Origin of the sequence: Dokdonia sp. LLG6352-1 (genome assembly GCF_045055815.1) — a bacterium.
In the GTDB taxonomy this organism is placed as follows: domain Bacteria; phylum Bacteroidota; class Bacteroidia; order Flavobacteriales; family Flavobacteriaceae; genus Dokdonia; species Dokdonia donghaensis.
Window position 1 is genome coordinate 2917454 of sequence record NZ_CP159329.1, and the last position, 20440, is coordinate 2937893.

Annotated in this window: 11 protein-coding genes; 10 read left to right on the forward strand and 1 reads right to left on the reverse strand. The window is 39.2% G+C overall.

Going from position 1 to position 20440, the window contains the following annotated elements; translation table 11 throughout:
* The first annotated feature begins 117 nt into the window (after positions 1 to 117).
* Genes ABVM49_RS13065 through ABVM49_RS13075 form a run of 3 tightly spaced genes read left to right on the forward strand, consistent with a single transcriptional unit; the run spans position 118 to position 10640 of the window.
* Positions 118 to 7761, forward strand: a complete 7644-nt coding sequence (locus ABVM49_RS13065; RefSeq protein WP_405202315.1) for an Ig-like domain-containing protein — start codon at positions 118 to 120, stop codon at positions 7759 to 7761.
* Positions 7762 to 7811: 50 nt separating this feature from the next.
* Positions 7812 to 8705, forward strand: coding sequence for a type IX secretion system membrane protein PorP/SprF (locus ABVM49_RS13070; protein ID WP_405203683.1), 894 nt, complete (start codon positions 7812 to 7814; stop codon positions 8703 to 8705).
* Positions 8706 to 8717: 12 nt separating this feature from the next.
* Positions 8718 to 10640 carry an OmpA family protein gene (locus ABVM49_RS13075; protein WP_405202316.1) on the forward strand — a complete coding sequence of 641 codons (1923 nt, stop codon included), beginning with the start codon at positions 8718 to 8720 and terminating at the stop codon, positions 10638 to 10640.
* Between the two features lie 181 nt (positions 10641 to 10821).
* Here ABVM49_RS13075 and ABVM49_RS13080 read toward each other — a convergent pair whose 3' ends face one another.
* Positions 10822 to 11712, reverse strand: coding sequence for an AraC family transcriptional regulator (locus ABVM49_RS13080; protein ID WP_405202318.1), 891 nt, complete (start codon positions 11710 to 11712; stop codon positions 10822 to 10824).
* A gap of 173 nt (positions 11713 to 11885) precedes the next feature.
* Here ABVM49_RS13080 and ABVM49_RS13085 point away from each other — a divergent pair, with 173 nt between their 5' ends.
* The 7 genes from ABVM49_RS13085 to ABVM49_RS13115 all read left to right on the forward strand — a co-directional run bounded on the left by ABVM49_RS13085 (position 11886) and on the right by ABVM49_RS13115 (position 20433).
* Entirely contained in the window at positions 11886 to 12869 is a 984-nt protein-coding gene (locus tag ABVM49_RS13085) for a zinc-dependent alcohol dehydrogenase family protein (RefSeq protein WP_405202319.1), read from the forward strand.
* Positions 12870 to 12915: 46 nt separating this feature from the next.
* Positions 12916 to 13881, forward strand: coding sequence for a 2OG-Fe(II) oxygenase (locus ABVM49_RS13090; RefSeq protein ID WP_405202320.1), 966 nt, complete (start codon positions 12916 to 12918; stop codon positions 13879 to 13881).
* A 96-nt stretch (positions 13882 to 13977) separates the two neighbouring features.
* Positions 13978 to 14784, forward strand: a complete 807-nt coding sequence (locus tag ABVM49_RS13095) for an SDR family NAD(P)-dependent oxidoreductase (protein WP_405202321.1) — start codon at positions 13978 to 13980, stop codon at positions 14782 to 14784.
* A gap of 19 nt (positions 14785 to 14803) precedes the next feature.
* A complete protein-coding gene (locus tag ABVM49_RS13100) occupies positions 14804 to 15688 on the forward strand; it encodes a DUF4437 domain-containing protein (RefSeq protein ID WP_405202322.1) in 885 nt (294 codons plus the stop codon).
* Positions 15689 to 15917: 229 nt separating this feature from the next.
* Complete coding sequence (locus ABVM49_RS13105; RefSeq protein WP_405202324.1) at positions 15918 to 18266, forward strand: N-6 DNA methylase; 2349 nt, start codon at positions 15918 to 15920, stop codon at positions 18264 to 18266.
* Positions 18266 to 19534 (forward strand): restriction endonuclease subunit S, encoded by a 1269-nt coding sequence (locus ABVM49_RS13110; RefSeq protein ID WP_405202325.1) that lies wholly within the window; start codon positions 18266 to 18268, stop codon positions 19532 to 19534. Before ABVM49_RS13105 ends, ABVM49_RS13110 begins: the two co-directional genes overlap by 1 nt.
* 11 nt (positions 19535 to 19545) lie before the next feature.
* Positions 19546 to 20433, forward strand: a complete 888-nt coding sequence (locus ABVM49_RS13115; protein ID WP_021779353.1) for a hypothetical protein — start codon at positions 19546 to 19548, stop codon at positions 20431 to 20433.
* Positions 20434 to 20440: the final 7 nt, after the last annotated feature.

Consider the following 20440-nt stretch of genomic DNA (forward strand, 5'->3'; position numbering starts at 1 on the left):
TCGCTTTGATTAAACGGACTCTTATACATTAATCAAATTTGAATTTTATTGTTTTAATGATGTGTACTCGACATTCATTAATCAAATGTTTTATTAAAATCATTTAAAACGACTACTATGATGAGAAAAACTACCTATCCATCGCCCTTGAACAGCTTCATTGTGATTTTCTTACTTGCCTGCTTCTCAATAAATGCGCAAGAACAATCATTTGCAACCACCATTCTTAATCAAGAGAATGTTGACAATGCAAATCTTTCTGTGAATGGCAACTTAACCGATTTTGCTGAGGTTAGAGCAAGCTCTGGAACACTTATTTTTAATGCATATGACGGTGTACTTGAGTTATCATATGGACAACTACTGCCTGCAAATACTACATCATATATTAAAATAGAAACCGAAGATGATTTACTACCTACGCTTTTAGGTGGTAGTCTTGGTAATTTACTTGCAGATGTATTAGGTGTAGTTCTCATTGGAAATCAAGAATTCACAGTAACTGCAAAAGATGGAAATACGGAGGTTCTTAGTGCGACTTCTACAGATCCAAATTCATTTAGTGGAAATAGAACGCGTATTATTACAGATATAGATGGAAATTACTATATAGCTCTGACGCCAAGTCAAGCCTATAGTAGTATTGAAATAACAAATCACATTGGATCTCTTATAGGTTTGAATCAAGAAAGATCTTTACGAGTTTACGGTGCTTTTTATGGTAGTACTGCTCCCGATTGTAATGCGCCAAATTTCACTTCATTTGATGGGACGGGACTTAACCTAGATTTAATAAACCTAGGAGGCGCTGGAGTTACAAATATTGAAAATGCTATTGATAACGACCCAACTAGCTATTCAGAATTAAGTTTGGGAATAGTTTCTGTAGCTGCGTCTATTGAGCAAATTATTTATTTCCAAAATCAATCAGATGCTACTGATGACGTGAAAATCAGATTAGCAGTAGATCCTAGCTTGCTTGCTCTTGGAGTTGCAAATAATATCGAATTTGAAGCATATAATGGAGCCACATTAGTTGCATCCCTAGACTTAAACTCTCTACTTAATCTAGAGCTTTTAAATTTGTTACAAAGTAATTCTCCTATTGATATAGGCTTTGAAACTTCTTCTCCTATAAATAGAGTGGTTGTAAGGTACTCAGCACTATTAAATACTTCATTAAGTCAACGATTAGACTTATATGAAGTTACCCTAACGCCGAATATACCCGAAATTGGAGCTGCATCACAAAACTTGTCTATTTGTTCTGGTGAAACTGCAAGTCTTATTGCTACTACGACAGCCGCAAATACTCAATTAAAATGGTACGATAGTCCGCAAGATGGAAATTTATTGGCTACTGTTGAAAGTGGAGAAGCATTTATCACAGTGCCTTTACAAGACGACACTACATTTTATGTCTCTTCGATAAAAAATGGTTGTACACAAGAATCGGCAAGAACTCCTGTCGTGGTGGTAGTAAATAGCACCCCTGGGGCATCAGACATAGACGTAACAGGTTTTGATGACGACATTTGTTTAACAGAAACTATAAGTATTTCGCCTACCAGTTCGATATCAAATGAATTTAAGTATTATTTTGATTCTAGTAAGACTTCTGCGATTACCAATGGACTAAATCTTAACGGAATAGACTACACAATCAACCTTGAAGGTGAACTTTTTATTAGTGGTCTTAATACAACTAATAACCCTAATACAATCTACATATCTGTAATTGACCCTGTAACGGGATGTGAAAATAAGGATAACGAATTAAAAGTTGTTTCCTTAACCATTGCAGATGGCCCAGAAGTAACATTAGATATTACTGATGATATTACAGCTGATGATACTATAAATAATACAGAGAAAGATGGTGATATTAATATATCCGGTACAGTAACTGGTGACGCTCAAGAGAATGATAACGTAATTATAACTGTAAATAATGTTGATTATTCAGCAACGCTTGATGTGAATTTGAATTATTCAATTCTTATACCAGGTAATGAACTTGTTTTAGATAGCGACTTAACAATTGAGGCATCTATAACTGTTACCGCAAATATGTGTACTGTAACAGTAACAGACACCGAAACATATTCAATAGACATTACTAATCCCACCACGCCAACAGTAGATCCGCAAACTACCAATGACACCACACCATTGATTACAGGTACAGCAGATTCGGATGATGAGCTAACAGTAATTGTAAATGGGGTGACCTACACCGAAGGTGATGGAAACTTGACCGATAATGGAGATGATACGTGGTCTCTACAAGTCCCTGATGGAAACGAACTACCAGATGGAACCTATGATGTGGAAGTTACTGCAGAAGATACCGCAGGAAATACGGCTTCTGATACAACAACAGACGAGCTAGTAATTGATGCAACAGCGCCTACAACTCCAACAGTTACTGCGCAAACTACCAATGATACCACACCATTGATTACAGGTACAGCAGATTCGGATGATGAGCTAACAGTAATCGTAAATGGGGTGACCTACACAGAAGGTGATGGAAACCTTATCGATAATGGAGATGATACGTGGAGCTTACAAATACCTGATGGAAACGAACTACCAGATGGAACTTATGATGTAGATGTTTCTGTGGAAGATACCGTTGGAAATACGGCTTCTGATACAACAACAGACGAGCTAGTAATTGACGCAACAGCACCTACTACTCCAACGGTAATAGCACAAACTACCAATGACACCACACCATTGATTACAGGTACAGCAGATTCGGATGATGAGCTCACGGTAACCGTAAACGGGGTGACCTACACAGAAGGTGATGGAAACCTTATCGATAATGGAGATGATACGTGGAGCTTACAAATACCTGATGGAAACGAACTACCAGATGGAACCTATGATGTAGATGTTTCTATGGAAGATACCGTTGGGAATACGGCTTCTGATACAACAACAGACGAGCTAGTAATTGATGCAACAGCACCTACTACTCCAACGGTTGATCCGCAAACTACAAATGATACTACACCATTGATTACAGGTACAGCAGATTCGGATGATGAGCTAACAGTAACCGTAAACGGGGTGATCTACACAGAAGGTGATGGAAACCTTATCGATAATGGAGATGATACGTGGAGCTTACAAATACCTGATGGAAACGAACTACCAGATGGAACCTATGATGTAGATGTTTCTGTGGAAGATACCATTGGAAATACGGCTTCTGATACAACAACAGACGAGCTAGTAATTGATGCAACAGCACCTACTACTCCAACGGTTGACCCGCAAACTACAAATGATACAACACCATTGATTACAGGTACAGCAGATTCGGATGATGAGCTAACAGTAATCGTAAACGGGGTGACCTACACAGAAGGTGATGGAAACCTTATCGATAATGGAGATGATACGTGGTCTCTACAAATCCCTGATGGAAACGAACTACCAGATGGTACCTATGATGTAGATGTTTCTGTGGAAGATACCGTTGGAAATACGGCTTCTGATACAACAACAGACGAGCTAGTAATTGACGCAACAGCGCCTACGACTCCAACAGTTGATCTGCAAACTACAAATGATACCACACCATTGATTACAGGTACAGCAGATTCGGATGATGAGCTCACGGTAACTGTAAACGGGGTGACCTACACTGAAGGTGATGGGAATCTGACCGATAATGGAGATGATACGTGGAGCTTACAAATACCTGATGGAAACGAACTACCAGATGGCACCTATGATGTAGACGTTACTGTGGAAGATACCGTTGGGAATACGGCTTCTGATATTACAACTGATGAATTAACCATTGACTCTGCTTCCCCAACGACGCCAACGGTTGATCCGCAAACTACAAATGATACCACACCATTGATTACAGGTACAGCAGATTCGGATGATGAGCTAACAGTAATCGTAAACGGAGTGACCTATACCGAAGGTGATGGGAATCTTGTAGATAATGGAGATGATACGTGGAGCTTACAAATACCTGATGGAAATGAACTACCAGATGGTACCTATGATGTAGATGTTTCTGTGGAAGATACCGTTGGAAATACGGCTTCCGATACAACAACAGACGAGCTAGTAATTGATGCAACAGCACCTACTACTCCAACGGTTGATCCGCAAACTACAAATGATACAACACCATTGATTACAGGTACAGCAGATTCGGATGATGAGCTAACAGTAATCGTAAACGGGGTGACCTATACCGAAGGTGATGGAAACCTTATCGATAATGGAGATGATACGTGGAGCTTACAAATACCTGATGAAAACGAACTACCAGATGGAACTTATGATGTAGATGTTTCTGTGGAAGATACCATTGGAAATACGGCTTCTGATACCACTACGGATGAAGTAACTATTGATGCAACAGCACCTACTACTCCAACGGTAACAGCACAAACTACCAATGATACCACACCATTGATTACAGGTACAGCAGATTCGGATGATGAGCTAACAGTAATCGTAGATGGGGTGACCTATACCGAAGGTGATGGAAACCTTATCGATAATGGAGATGATACTTGGAGCTTACAAATACCTGATGGAAACGAATTACCAGATGGAACCTATGATGTGGAAGTTACTGCAGAAGACACCGCAGGAAATACCGCTACAGATACCACTACGGATGAAGTAACTATTGATGCAACACCGCCTATGACTCCAACAGTTACTGCGCAAACTACAAATGATACCACACCATTGATTACAGGCACAGCAGATTCGGATGATGAGCTAATAGTAATCGTAAATGGGGTGACCTATACCGAAGGTGATGGAAACCTTATCGATAATGGAGATGATACTTGGAGCTTACAAATACCTGATGGAAACGAACTACCAGATGGTACCTATGATGTAGATGCTACTGTGGAAGATACCGTTGGGAATACGGCTTCTGATATTACAACTGATGAATTAACCATTGACTCTGCTTCCCCAACGACGCCAACGGTTGATCCGCAAACTACAAATGATACCACACCATTGATTACAGGTACAGCAGATTCGGATGATGAGATCACGGTAACCGTAAACGGGGTGACCTACACCGAAGGTGATGGGAATCTGACCGATAATGGAGACGATACGTGGTCTCTACAAGTCCCTGATGGAAGCGAACTACCAGATGGAACCTATGATGTAGATGTTTCTGTGGAAGATACCGTTGGGAATACGGCTTCTGATATTACAACAGATGAATTAACCATTGACTCTGCTTCCCCAACGACGCCAACGGTTGATCCGCAAACTACCAATGACACCACACCATTGATTACGGGTACAGCAGATTCTGATGATGAGCTAACAGTAATCGTAAATGGAGTGACCTACACCGAAGGTGATGGAAACCTGACCGATAACGGAGATGACACTTGGAGCTTACAAATCCCTGATGGAAACGAACTACCAGATGGAACTTATGATGTAGATGTTTCTGTGGAAGATAACGCAGGAAATACCGCTACAGATACCACTACGGATGAAGTAACTATTGATGCAACAGCGCCTACAACGCCAACGGTTGATCCGCAAACTACAAATGATACCACACCATTGATTACAGGTACAGCAGATTCGGATGATGAGCTAACAGTAATCGTAAATGGAGTTACCTACACCGAAGGTGATGGAAACCTTATCGATAATGGAGATGACACTTGGAGCTTACAAATCCCTGATGGAAACGAACTACCAGATGGAACTTATGATGTAGATGCTACTGTGGAAGATAACGTAGGGAATACGGCTACAGATACCACTACGGATGAAGTAACTATTAATGCAACAGCGCCTACAACGCCAACGGTTGATCCGCAAATTACAAATGATACCACACCATTGATTACAGGTACAGCAGATTCGGATGATGAGCTAACAGTAATCGTAAATGGAGTTACCTACACAGAAGGCGATGGGAATCTTGTAGATAATGGAGATGATACCTGGAGCTTACAAATTCCAGGAGCTAATGACATTGCAGATGGTACCTATGATGTACAAGCCACAACTCAAGATATGTTTGGAAATTCGGCATCAGATGTAACTACTAATGAGTTAACAGTTGACACCACTACTCCTATTACGCCTACGGTGACTCCTCAAGATACGAGTGACACTACTCCAATGATCACAGGAACGGCAGATTCTGATGATGAGCTAGCAGTAATCGTAAATGGAATCACCTACACAGAAGGTGATGGTAACCTGACCGACAACGGTGATGATACTTGGAGCTTGCAGATTCCAGATGAAAATGAACTTGGAGATGGCACGTACGATGTGCAAGCAACTGCAGAGGATTTAGCAGGAAATATGGCATCAGATACTACGGTAGATGAGCTTACCATACAATCAGGTATCGTAACGACAGAAAATGACCAGCAACTTTTTTGCGAAAGCGAAAACCCAACAATTGCAGATATTCAGGTAAATGAGACCTCTGTAAATTGGTACCTCAGTGCTTCTGGTGGAACAGTTTTAACTAACGATACTGCATTGATGAACAACACTATTTATTATGCGGCACTTGTTACAAATGGAATCGAGAGCGCAAATAGGCTAGCTATTACTGTTACTATTATCAGTACGCCTACGCCTACTACCACCGCTAGTATGCAATCATTTTGTATTGATACTCTGGCTACCGTAAGTGATATTAACGTAAATGAACCTGATGTGATATGGTATGCTCAAGCAACAGGGGGCACTCCACTGGCAGCAGATGCACTTCTAGTTACTGGTAATTATTACGGGGCTCTAGTAAATAATGGTTGTGAGAGTAGCACTCGTCTAGAGGTGAGTATTACGATAGATGAGACGTCTACGGCAAGCATTACGAGCAGTAATGAAATGACTTGTGTGGGTAATGAAATCACTTATCAGACTGAATCCGACATGAACGATTATTTATGGACCATTTCTTCTGGAGGAACAATCATCACTGGTGGTGATCTTACAGATGATTTTGTTACGGTCATATGGGACGAACTTGGCGAGCAATCTGTTGCTGTAAACTATGAATCTTCCAATAGTTGTATGCCTTTAGCAGACGCTACACTAGACGTGGAAGTTGCCTCTTGTTCTGACCTTACGATTCTTAAAACTGTAAATAATGCCCTGCCGCAACTTAATACGGAGGTTGTGTATACCATTACAGTGACTAATGTAGGTGACACGGATTTTACAGATGTTGAGGTTCAAGATATATTACCATCCGGATTGCAATTTGTCTCGGCGGTGACAGATAGTGGAACTTTTGATAATGCAGCAGGTACCTGGCTAGTTCCTGCGGTGGTGGCCAGTGCTACTGTGGTGTTAGAAATAACCGCTGTCGTACTTGAGGAAGGAGATTACCTAAATATCGCGACCATCACGCAGTCTAGCCCTATGGATAGTGACCTTACTAACAATGTATCGCAAGTAGATATCACGCCTAGCTGTATTAAAGTGTTTAATGAATTCTCACCCAATGGAGACGGCTTTAATGACACCTTTACGATACACTGTATTGAGTCATATCCAGAAAACAACTTGAAAATTTACAATCGCGCTGGTAACTTAGTATATGAGATGGATGGATATGCAAATGTGTGGGCAGGAACTTCTACTTCCAATGGTACTGTAAATAAAGATGACGGCCTTCCATCATCTACTTACTATTACATTCTAGACTTAAAAGATGGTAGTGAGCCGCTTACTGGCTGGGTATACATTGCACTTTAATAACCTAACTTAAAACAACGACTATGTTTAAAATATATAAGGTTTATTTAATGCTTATTATGTGTTGTATAAGCATACATATCTCTGCGCAACAAGCGCCTAATTATACACAATACATGTATAACACTATGGCTATAAATCCAGCATACGCAGGATCTTCAGACGGCTTAAATATGGTGGGGATATATCGATCTCAGTGGGCTGGTTTTGATGGCGCTCCAGAGACGTATAACCTCAGTGTTGAAACGCGGCTCAATGATCGTGTAGGTATAGGCGTTAATGTCACAAAAGATGTAAACGGTCCTGCCGAAAGATTCAACTTTGATGGTAATTTCTCTTATAATATTCAGTTGGATAGAGATCTTAATTTGGCATTTGGAATAAAAGGAGGTGCTCAGTTACTCAATGTTGACTTTTCAAAAGGGGAGTTTGTAAATCAAGGCGATCCCCTACTTACTAATAACATTGAGAATAGGTTACTTACTACGCTGGGCGCAGGTGCATTTTTATATAAATACAATTGGTACCTAGGTGTTTCTGTCCCCGATTTCTTTAACGATGAGTATTATAATAATGTAGAGGAAGCTGTCGTAGCAGATGAGTTGCAAACGTACCTTACTGCTGGTTATGTTTTTGGCATTACTGATAACATCCGCTTTAAACCTGCTGTACTTGTAAATTATGTAAATGGTAGTCCGCTGCGATATAATCTTTCGGCCAATTTTCTCTTTTATGATAAACTTACCGTAGGAGCTAGTTATCAAGTGGATGCTGCAGTAAGTGCGCTGGCTGGTTTTCAAATTTCTGATAGTCTGTTTTTAGGCTATTCCTTTGATTATAACACTACTGAGTTTACAAATTATAATGATGGAACCCACGAAGTTATTTTAAAGTTCTCTTTATTGAAGAAAAAGGGAATGTCATTCTCACCTAGATTCTTTTAATATCAAACCACTATGAAGAAATCACTATATATTTTATTCCTTTTGTGTGTATGCTCCAGTTATGCACAGAATGATTTAAAAAAAGCAGATGAGCTTTATGATAGACATATGTATGCAGATGCTGCAGTGCTTTATGACCAGCATCTCAATAACTCAGAAAAGGTATCGCCAGCAACCTGGCAGCATATAGCCGATACGCATTACAATCTCAAAAATTATGAACGTGCAGAAATTGCATACACAAAAACCTTTGATGCGTTAGGATACACGATGGAACCTGCACACATTTGGCAATATTTTGATGTGCTGCGCTTCTTAAAAAAGTATGACCAAGCAGATGATTTTTATGTAGCTTATTTAAAGCTCTCAAAAAAAGACAAGGAGCTCAATAGATATTATGAGGAGAAATCTCGATTCAATGATATTATAGCAAATGACACGCTTTATCAGATTAGAAACCTTGAGATAAACTCCAGTTATGCAGATTTTGGTGGTTCTTTATATAAAAATAAACTGGTGTTTTCCTCTGCTCGTAATGAAAAAGAAAATAAACTCTATAAAAGAGATAACACCCCGTACCTATCGCTCTATGAGGCCACGGTAGATAGTACTGGTGCATATTCAAATATTAAACTTTTTAGTGAGGATCTAGAGACACAATACCACGATGCAACTGCAACCTTTTACAATAATGACCAAACACTCGTATATGCATCAAGTGCACAATCTGGCTCACGTAAAATTTACACAAAGAACAAGAGAAACTTCTTTAAGCTCTACCGTGTGCAGATTAACGATAACAAATTTGATAAAGAGGAACTCCCTATTAACGGAAACGGCTTTTCAGTAGGGCAGCCTTTTGTGACTATAGATGGTAGTCAGCTGTATTTTGTGTCAGATATGCCAGGTGGTTATGGCCGTGCAGATATTTATGTATGTGATATACGCGAGGATGGCTCGCTCTCTACCCCTCGCAATCTGGGCGATGCGATTAATACTCCTTATGACGACTTTTTTCCTTTTGTAAAAAATAAAGAACTCTATTTTGCCTCTAAGGGTCACGTGGGTTTTGGCGGGCTTGATATTTATAAAGCAAAGCTTAGAGATGGTGTGTATAGCAATGCGCGTAATCTTGGGCTAGGCATTAATAGTAATGCAGACGACTTTGCTTATGTGGCTAGTAACACAAAAAATGAAGGATATTTTAGCTCAAACAGAGAAGGCGGGAAAGGTGATGACGATATTTATTACTTTGTATATGAGCAAGGAGAGTGCTTCCAGACCATAGAAGGAACCGTTACAGATTCACAAACGGGAGCACCGCTTCCAGAAGTTACTATCATTGCTTATGACACTAACAATAACCAAGTAGCCGAAACACTTACAGACGCTGCGGGAACCTACACCTTGCAGATGGGCTGTAACATTAGATATAACTTTAAGGCGTCAAAAATAGGCTACTCAAAAGATGAACTGGATTTAAATACAGGCACAGAGCCTAATGGGCTTATTAACTTTGTAGATTTTAAACTAGCTAACCTTTCAGACATTTTTGTTACAGATGGTGAGATAGAAAAAATTAAAATCAACCCTATTAATTTTGATTCTAACCGTTATTCGATCAACATATTTGCCGCACAACAGCTCCAGCGCATCATTGATATTATGAACGAGTATCCAGACCTCGTCATCAAGATAGAATCCCACACAGATCAACGTGGTGGAGCTTCATATAATCAGACTTTATCAGAAAATAGAGCCATTTCTACCCGAGACTATTTGATTAAAAATGGTATTTCGAGTTCGCGCATTGCGAGCGCCAAAGGATTTGGTGAATCAAGGCCCATACACATTTGTGATGAGGCAGACGATAGCTGTACAGAGGTGCAGTATTTAGAAAATAGACGTTCAGATTTTATTGTGGTTAGTAGGTAGCAACTCATTGTTCTTTACCCAATGACTCAAAGCCTTCCTAGTTCTCCCAAGCGCTAGTAAAGGCTTTTTTTATGCAAGCCTCAGATAGTTGTAGACTAATGGTGTGTGGAGTTTTTACGCTTTCGCGAAAGCGCACCACTCATACATTAATATTTGATTGGTTATAAAAAACGAGTACATCTTAAGCACTCACACCGCAAGAGGCTCTTTTAAGTAGCATATACTCCCCAGCATTTTTAAACTCTCTTACAGAAGTGCCTGTATAGCGTTTAAATGTTTTTGAGAGGTGACTTACATCTGTAAAGCCTAGCTCATCTGCGATTTCAGTAAGGGTAAAATCTGAGTTGAGAAGACGTATCTCTACTAGTCTAAGTTTGGCTTTCATAATATACTCACGTAAGGACATCCCTACCTGTTTTCTAAAAAACTCACTTACGTAGGTGGCAGACATCATAAATGTTTCTGCAAGTCTATCTACTTTAAGTAATTCACTTTTTGCAATATTCTCGTTGATGTAGGTGAGCATTTTTGTTGCTCTATCATCACTTGTTGTATTTACAATCTCATAGTGACTCCCTTTTTTTATATTTCTAATAACCACTTCTAAGATACTTACCATAAGACTTGAGATAAGCGATACAGAGACCTCTCCATAGTTTCTAGTCTCTCTTAAAATAATTGCCGTAAGCTGTTTGAGATGCTCCCTATCTGCATCACTTTTAATGATATCGCCAGGCAGCTGGTTATAGTTAGACAAGATGTAGGCGGCTTCTTTAAACCACTCAGACTTATCCAGCGTCATCTTATTAGAGCTTTTAAAAAACGAATTGGTAAACTTTAAAAAGACAAATTTTGTACGCTTCTCTATATTAAAAGAGTGACACTTTAAGGGAGGTAGTAAAAAGATACTATCCTTTTTATAATCGTAAAAGTTGTAATTAATACACTGCGTACCCTCTCCACTTTCAATAAGCACAAGTTCAAAAAAGTTGTTTTTAACTGGGCGTTGTTTCCACTCAGACAACTCCATTTCTTGTATTTCAAAAGGTTTATAAGCTTCTAATACTTGCATAGTAGTATGATTTAGGGGCAAATTTAGGGTTTTATAGCGTTAAAATTATCATAATACACCCAATAACCTCTATTTATACCTAATTAACCATTTTTCATACAAATAAACCAGCGACCTATCCCACTACTTTTGTATCATCAAAGAAAATCACAAACTATAAAAAGAAAGCATATATGAAAGCAATGATTATAAACGAATACGGTGAGAATGCCGTATTCACAGCAAGCGAAGTAGCAAAACCAGCAGTAACTCCAGGTCACGTGAGTATCAAGATTGCAGCCTCTAGTGTGAACACGGTAGATACAATGATACGCAAGATGGGGTCAGACCTACCTTTATCACCAGCAGCACCAGCTATATTAGGAATGGACTTTGCAGGAGTGATAGAAGCAGTAGGTGAAGGTGTAAATGACTTTAAAGTAGGTGACGAGGTATACGGTTGTGTAGGTGGCCTTGCCGACTTACAAGGTACGCTAGCCGAATATATCGTGGCAGACAGTAAACTTATTGCTCACAAAGCTGCCAACTTATCTATGATAGAGGCGGCATCACTACCACTTGTAGCAATTACTGCTTATGAGGGGTTAATGCGTGCAGGGATTAAAAAAGGACAAAAGGTACTTGTACAAGGTGGATCTGGAGGTGTAGGCCACGTAGCGGTACAACTAGCTATTCACTTTGGCGCAGATGTATATGCTACTTGTGGAGGACCAAAGCAACAAAAAATTATAGAAGGTTATGGAGCAACAGCAATTAACTATAAAGAGGAAACGGTTGAATCATATGTAGCAAAATATACAGATGGTGCAGGTTTTGACCTTATTTATGATACCGTAGGTGCAGATAACCTTACAAAGTCTTTTGAGGCAGCAGCACTTAATGCACAAATTGCTACTACAGTATCTATGTGCAACCTAGATCTTACTCCAGCACACTTTAAAGGGTTATCACTACACGTCGTGTTTATGCTCATCCCTATGCTACACAACTACAAGCGAGAAGAGCACGGTGCGATTTTAAAAGAGCTAAGCAACATCGCACAAGACAAAGCACTAGTACCGCTTGTAGACAGCACATTTGCGATAGACAATGTAGGCGATGCTTATGCAAGACTAGAGAGTGGAAAAGCCATAGGTAAAGTAGTGGTAACTAACTAAAACCGCGTTAATAAGCTTATTAAGGCAGTACGTAAAACATATAATTATGAATACCATAGAACATACAAATGCACTTGCAGAAGCTCGTGCTTTAAAAGTACCATCACGAGAATTATCATTAAGACGCGATCCATCTGTTTATCAATTTTGGAACGAAAATCGTAAATTACTAGAAGCTGCTTGGGCAGAATGGGAAATCGAAAACAAAGATGATTTATTAGTTCCTGACGAAACCTTCCTAGACCCAAGATTACGTCAAGTTATTAAAGACGCTTGGGAAAACCCAGAAAAAGAATCTGCTGTTGCCGATTTGTGGGAAGAAATTATACCTGGTGTTTATGTAGCACAGTTTTTTGATCTAGATCGCTTAGCAGATTTTCGTAACTATCTAGAAGCCGTAGCAAACTCTGGAGTGCCAAAACGTGCACCTTATGGAATACAATTAAACCGATATGGAATGATGTTAGACCCTCGTTCTGAAGGTCATCTGGCAGCACCTCATTTTCAGGCATTTTATAATGATATGATGGATCGTTTTATGCGTCCTATAGCGCGTTTGTTATTAGGAACTTACGGTTATGACAGTCAGACTTTTGGTTTTTCAATCCAGTACAACCCAGATAAAGACAAGGATTTACACGCACATACCGATGCCTCTGCTGCTACCTTGAATATCAATATCAACTTACCAGATGAAAAGTTTACAGGATCTGAGGTTGATTTTTATGATAAAGAATCAGGAAAAACGGTACAAGCTATTTTTGAGCCGGGTAAAGCAATCATCCATAGAGGTAATGTCCCACACGCAACACATCCCATTACAAGCGGACAACGTAGTAATTTAGTGGTGTGGTTATATGGAGACCGTATGCAGATACCACGTGGTAGTAATAGTAGTTACGGAAATATTAGCAACAGCGACACCATTAAAGATGTTGCTTTAGAAAACGTAACCGCTCGCCAGCGATGGAGTTTACCTGATGGTCCTAAAGATACCGCTGCACCTTTTTAAGAAACGCAGCCGTAATGATTATCTTAGAACAAGAATAAAATTAAAAGAACTGGCAATACAAGGAGTGCCAGTTTTCATCAACATAAATATATAGCAATGAGCAAGACCATATTAATTACTGGAAGTACTGACGGCATAGGTAAACTAGCCGCCATACAGCTAGCAAAACAGGGACATACCTTGTACATACACGGTCGTAATGCCACAAAAGTAGCAGAGACCATTGCCACCATAAAAGCCGAATCTAATAATGAACACATAGACGGTTTTGTAGCAGATTTTTCTAGTATGGCAGCAGTGCGCGCTATGGCTAGTGAGGTAAACGAAAAACTCACAACGCTAGATGTACTCATAAACAACGCAGGGGTTTTTAAAAGCCGCGAGCTGTTTACGGCAGATGGGCTTGATATGCGTATGGCGGTAAATTATATAGCGCCTTACCTGCTCACCACTTCCCTACTCGATCTTCTTAAAAAAGGCGACCGCACGCGCATTATAAACCTGAGCTCTGCAGCACAGTCATCTGTAATAGATAGCGTGCTAGCAGGTACTAAAGAAGAGAGCCAGCAGGAGACCTACGCACAGAGTAAGCTTGCTTTATTAATGTGGAGCTTTGACCTAGCAATACAAGAGCCAGCACTTACGGTTATCCCTGTAAACCCAGGTTCTTTGCTTAATACAAATATGGTAAAAGAAGCCTACGGTCATCACTGGTCACCAGCAGATAAAGGGGCGACTATTTTACAAGACCTGGCTACAAACCCTAACTATGCGAGCCATAGCGGTGATTATTTTGATAATGACAAAGGAAGCTTTGGCAGGGCGCATACAGATGCCTACAGTAAGGAAAAACGCACACACTTAATCGCCACAACACAACAGATTTTAAAAAACATATCATAAAACACAAAAATCGAGACCTATGAAACATCTCATCGCCACAGCAGCACTTGCCTTACTTACGGCAAGCTGCGCAGAGCAAACGTCACAACAAGAAACAAAAGACACACCACCTACAGAAGCCATCTCCTATAACGAGGCTACCTATGAGCTTATGCTCGCTACAGATGTTACCTGGGGAGCACTTAACCCAGCACGTGGTGAGAATGGACCGCGCGCGACCAACCTATGGGGAGATCGTACTAAAGAAGGTCCTTCTGGTATGCTGGTAAAATTTAAAGAAGGGTTTGCTTCTCCTCCACACATACACGATGCGACCTATAGAGCAATTGTACTAGATGGAGAGATTCACAATGCAGATAAGGATGCCCGCGAACTCTGGATGCCAGATGGCTCTTTCTGGACGCAACCTTCTGGAGAGACGCACATCACAGCAGCACGCGCAGCGACTAATATGGCTTTTGTAGAGATAGATAACGGGCCTTACGTAGTAAAACCTGTTGAGGAGGCTTTTGAAACCACAGAGCGACCTATTAATGTACACGATACAAACGTAGTATGGCTAGATGGCAAAGACATAAACTGGCTTAACAAAACAGGTGCTCTAAAAGGAGCGTCACTTGCAGCCTTGTGGCAATCACAAACTAGTAAAAAGCACAAAGGTTTTTACCTACGTCTCGCGCCTGGGTTTACAGGAAACATCACCACGGGTGAGGGAGATTTTAAAGCAGTTATTGTGAGCGGTGATGCGAGCTATAAAGCAGCAACAGCGACTACACCGGTGACTACGATGCTGGGTAGCTATTTTGGCGCTAAGGGAGTCTCACAACACCAGATTAGTGCTGGTGCACAAGGAGTGATTTTATATATAAATACTACGGCTGAGTTTGCCGTGGGGAATAAGTAGGTGTTAGTCGCTTAAAAAATAGCTTGTAGAAAGTCAATTTTTGATATCCAAAACCCTGCAACATTGTTGCGGGGTTTTGTGCGTTTAGACATTAAACTCCAACTAATGAATTATTGAATTTTAACAGTAAAATCTTACACTTTTACGGAAACACGTAAAGACGTACAATCTATAAATAGTATCTTGGCAAAACGATTATAAAAACACCTTAAGCATACAGTTATAACTTATGAATAACTCATCCCACTCAAAACTTATTTCCTTTATCTGGTCTATTGCAGACGACTGCCTACGTGACGTTTATGTACGTGGTAAATATCGTGACGTGATACTACCTATGGTGGTACTACGCCGTCTAGATGCACTGCTTGAGCCTACTAAAAAAGAGGTGATGGACGAGGTACACTTCCAGAAAGTAGAAGCTGGATTTACAGAACTAGAAAATGAAGGCCTTAAAGCAGCTTCTGGTTATGTGTTTTACAACACAAGTAAGTGGACACTTCAATTATTAAAAGACACCGCATCTAATAACCAAAGTATACTTCTGGCCAATTTTGAAGACTATCTACTAGGTTTTAGCCCTAACGTAAAAGAGATAGTAGATAAATTTAACCTAGTGAGCCAGATTAAGCATATGGCTGGCAAAGATGTATTGCTAGATGTACTAGAAAAATTTACTTCTTCACACATAAACCTCACCCCTTTTGAAAAGGAAGACCCAGAAGGACGTAAACTCCCTGCCTTATCTAATCTTGGGATGGGATACGTTTTTGAAGAGCTCATACGTAAGTTTAATGAAGAAAATAATGAGGAAGCGGGAGAGCACTTTACACCACGTGAGGTAATAGAGCTTATGACGCATATTATTTTTGAGCCTATAAAAGACCAGTTACCACCTGTGATGACTATTTATGATCCTGCCTGTGGTAGTGGTGGGATGCTTACAGAGAGTCAAAACTTTATAAAAGATCCAGAAGGCGCTATAAAAGCTACGGGAGATGTCTATTTATACGGAAAGGAAATAAATGACGAGACGTATGCCATCTGTAAGAGTGATATGATGATTAAGGGCAATAGCCCAGAAAATATACGTGTAGGTTCTACCCTCTCTACAGATGAGTTTACAGGAACAAGCTTTGACTTTATGCTTTCTAACCCTCCGTATGGTAAATCGTGGAGCAGTGAGCAAAAGTATATTAAGGATGGTAAAGACGTGATAGACCCACGTTTTAAAATACAACTGACAGATTACTGGGGTACGGTAGAAGATGTAGATGCGGTACCTAGATCCTCAGACGGTCAATTACTGTTTCTTATGGAGATGGTTTCTAAGATGAAAACACTGGAGCAATCTCCTACGGGCACACGCATTGCGAGTATACACAACGGTTCTAGCTTATTTACAGGTGATGCTGGTGGTGGCGAGAGTAACATACGCCGTTACATTATAGAAAATGATATGCTAGAAGCCATCATACAGCTACCTAATAATTTATTTTATAACACGGGAATTACCACCTACATCTGGGTATTGAGTAATAACAAGACCGCCGCTCGTAAAGGAAAAGTACAACTCATAGATGCGAGTGATTTATATAAAAAACTACGCAAGAATCTAGGGAATAAAAACTGTGAGTTTACAAAGAAACATATTGATAAAATAACAGAGGTGTATATGAGTGCGCTTTCGCGAAAGCGTACTGAGGAGCTACCCCTAGAGAGTCTTGTTTTTGATAATAGTGATTTTGGGTATTATAAAGCAACAATAGAACGGCCAAAACGTCTTAAGGCACAATGTACAGATGCCCGTATAGAAACACTGCGCTACGACCGCGTGTTGCAAGAAGCGATGCAATATGCGTATGAAACGTATGGCGATAGCGTGTATCGAGATATAAAAAAGCACCAAAAGGAACTTCTAGAATGGGTGGAAAAAGAAGAGCTCAACCTCTCTTCTGCACATAAAACCAAGTTATGCAAGCAAGATACGTGGGATAAACACTTGCGACAGGTAACCACAGCAAAGAAGTTGCAAAATATCTTTGGCGATACCGTGTACACAGATTATAATGTATTTAAAAAGGAAGTAGATGATGCGCTTAAAGCACAAAAAATAGCCATCGCTGCTAGTGATAAAAAAGCAATTTTAAATGCAGTGAGTTGGTACGACGCAGCTGCCGAAAAGGTAATTAAAAAAATAGTAAAACTCACAGGGGATAAACTCACCCAACTTCTAGAACACTTAGATTGTAAAGAAGAAGACCTTGCGGACTTTGGCTATTACGGTACTGCTAAAAAAGGAGAGTACATTGTTTACGAGACCGAAAGCGACCTACGCGATACCGAAAACGTACCACTTAAAGACAACATACACAGCTACTTTAAACGCGAAGTACAACCACACGTAGCAGAAGCTTGGATCAATCTAGACGCTACTAAAATAGGTTATGAGATCAGCTTTAATAAATACTTTTACAAGCACACACCTTTACGTAATATAGACGACGTAACCAAAGATATTTTAGACTTAGAAAAACTAAGCGATGGTTTAATTTCTGAAATTTTAAACTTGGTGTAATGGTAGCAATAGAAAATAAAGTACAACGTTACGATACCTATAAAGACTCTGGGGTAGAATGGTTGGGAGAAGTTCCTGAACATTGGAAAATGAAAAGATTTAAATTTTTAGCAAATGCTAATAAAGGGAAACTGCCAAAAAATATAGTGTCTATTAATGATGACAGTTTACCACCTTATATGAGTATGGAATATTTACGTGGCGGTGAAGAAAATCAGTGGGTTAAGGATAAAGATGCTCTAATAATTAATGAAAATGAAATTTTATTACTTTGGGATGGTTCCAATTCTGGTGAATTTTTAAAAAGCAGAAAAGGTGTTATCTCATCAACTGTAGCACATATTCTTTTTAATAATATTGACCAGAAATTTTCTTGGTATCATTCAAAAGTTCTAGAAGTTGAATTAAGAAAAAATACAATTGGAATGGGTATTCCTCACGTTAACGGAAGAGTTTTGAATAATCTAACAATGCTGCTTCCACCACTTAAAGAACAAACCAAAATAGCCCAATTTTTAGACGATAAAACCACCAAAATAGATGATGCTATTGCTATTAAAGAGCAACAAATTAATCTTCTTAAAGAACGCAAACAAATTTTAATACACAAAGCAGTAACTCGTGGTCTGGTTGATCGTGTGAAGTTAAAAGATACTGGTGTGGAGTGGATTGGGGAGATTCCTGTGCATTGGGAATTTATAAAAGTTAAAAATATTTTTAGGTTAGTAATTGAACCTGCTGCAAAAAATAATGATTATGAATTACTCTCAGTTTATACAGATATTGGCGTTAAACCAAGGAAAGAATTAGAAGAAAGAGGCAATAAGGCTTCAACTACTGATGGTTATTGGTTAGTTAAAAAAAATGACATCGTTGTTAATAAATTACTTGCGTGGATGGGAGCAATAGGGATATCAGATTATAATGGTGTAACAAGTCCTGCGTATGATATTCTAAGACCCACCAGACCAATAGCAGGTTATTTCTATCACAATCTTTTTAGAACACCTAACTGTAAATCAGAGTTAAAAAAACATTCTAGAGGTATAATGGATATGAGGTTAAGATTATATTTTGATAAGTTCGGAAATGTAAAAGTGCCCTATCCACCTTTCAATGAACAAAAAGAGATTGTTGAATATATAGAAACTGCTTCTCAAAAGATAGAAACGGCTATTGGTTTAAAGGAGCAAGAGATTGAGAAGTTAAAGGAGTATAAGGGGAGTTTGATAAATGGGGTTGTAACTGGTAAGGTTAGGGTTTGTTAAAAATAAATTGTATGCCATCAAAAAGAATAGAAGAAACACTTAGATGTCAATTATTTCAAGGCATTGCAGCTGAGGTATGGGATGATATAGTTTATCATCATAACGTGTCAGTAAACAAACCAGAAATAGGCGTCACGGCAAAAATTATTGCAGACATTCGCAACTTTAGGACAGCCTATGAGCAAAATTTTGATGTGTATGCTCGTGCTGCAAAAGATGAAGCTACTTATGGTGGTGATATAGATATATTTCTAGAAACTACTCCAGGATGCTACAAATGGTTTGCATTACAAGCTAAAGTCTTGTTTAAGGATAATAAATATCAAACCTTAAGATATAACGGTAAGCCAAGACAGCAATGGGAAAAACTACGAATTCTAGAAAAGATGACCTCTTGCAAAGGGTATTATTTACTTTTTAATGGAAAATTTAGAAATGCGACTAGCCCTATTTATACGGATAGTTGTGATAGACCGTTTAGAGAAAATCAATTTGGCTGTTCTTTGGTAGATTTAGATGATGTAGAAGCTGTGGCTAACCGTAAAAATATCAGAGGACAATTCATAAAAGCCACTTATGAAAGCTTTCATCCAGACCTAGCAGAGCCTTGGCGAGTTCTAACCTGTTGCTATCATAATGACGTAGCAGACGAGAATTGTTTTACCATTCAAGAAATAGAAGAAGACTGCAGAAATTATTATCCTTTAAAAGATAATTTTATTGACACTCTAAAAACAGAAAAAGGCCATAATGATTTTAATGAGGAAGAAAACAACGATAACAAAGAACCTGATGATTTTGTAGGTTTAAATATGAATAATAGAATATCTGTTGCACGAAGGGAAGCACAATGGAATCCTAGTTTTAGGATAATAATAAAGCACACAGTACAAGAATAAAAAGCAA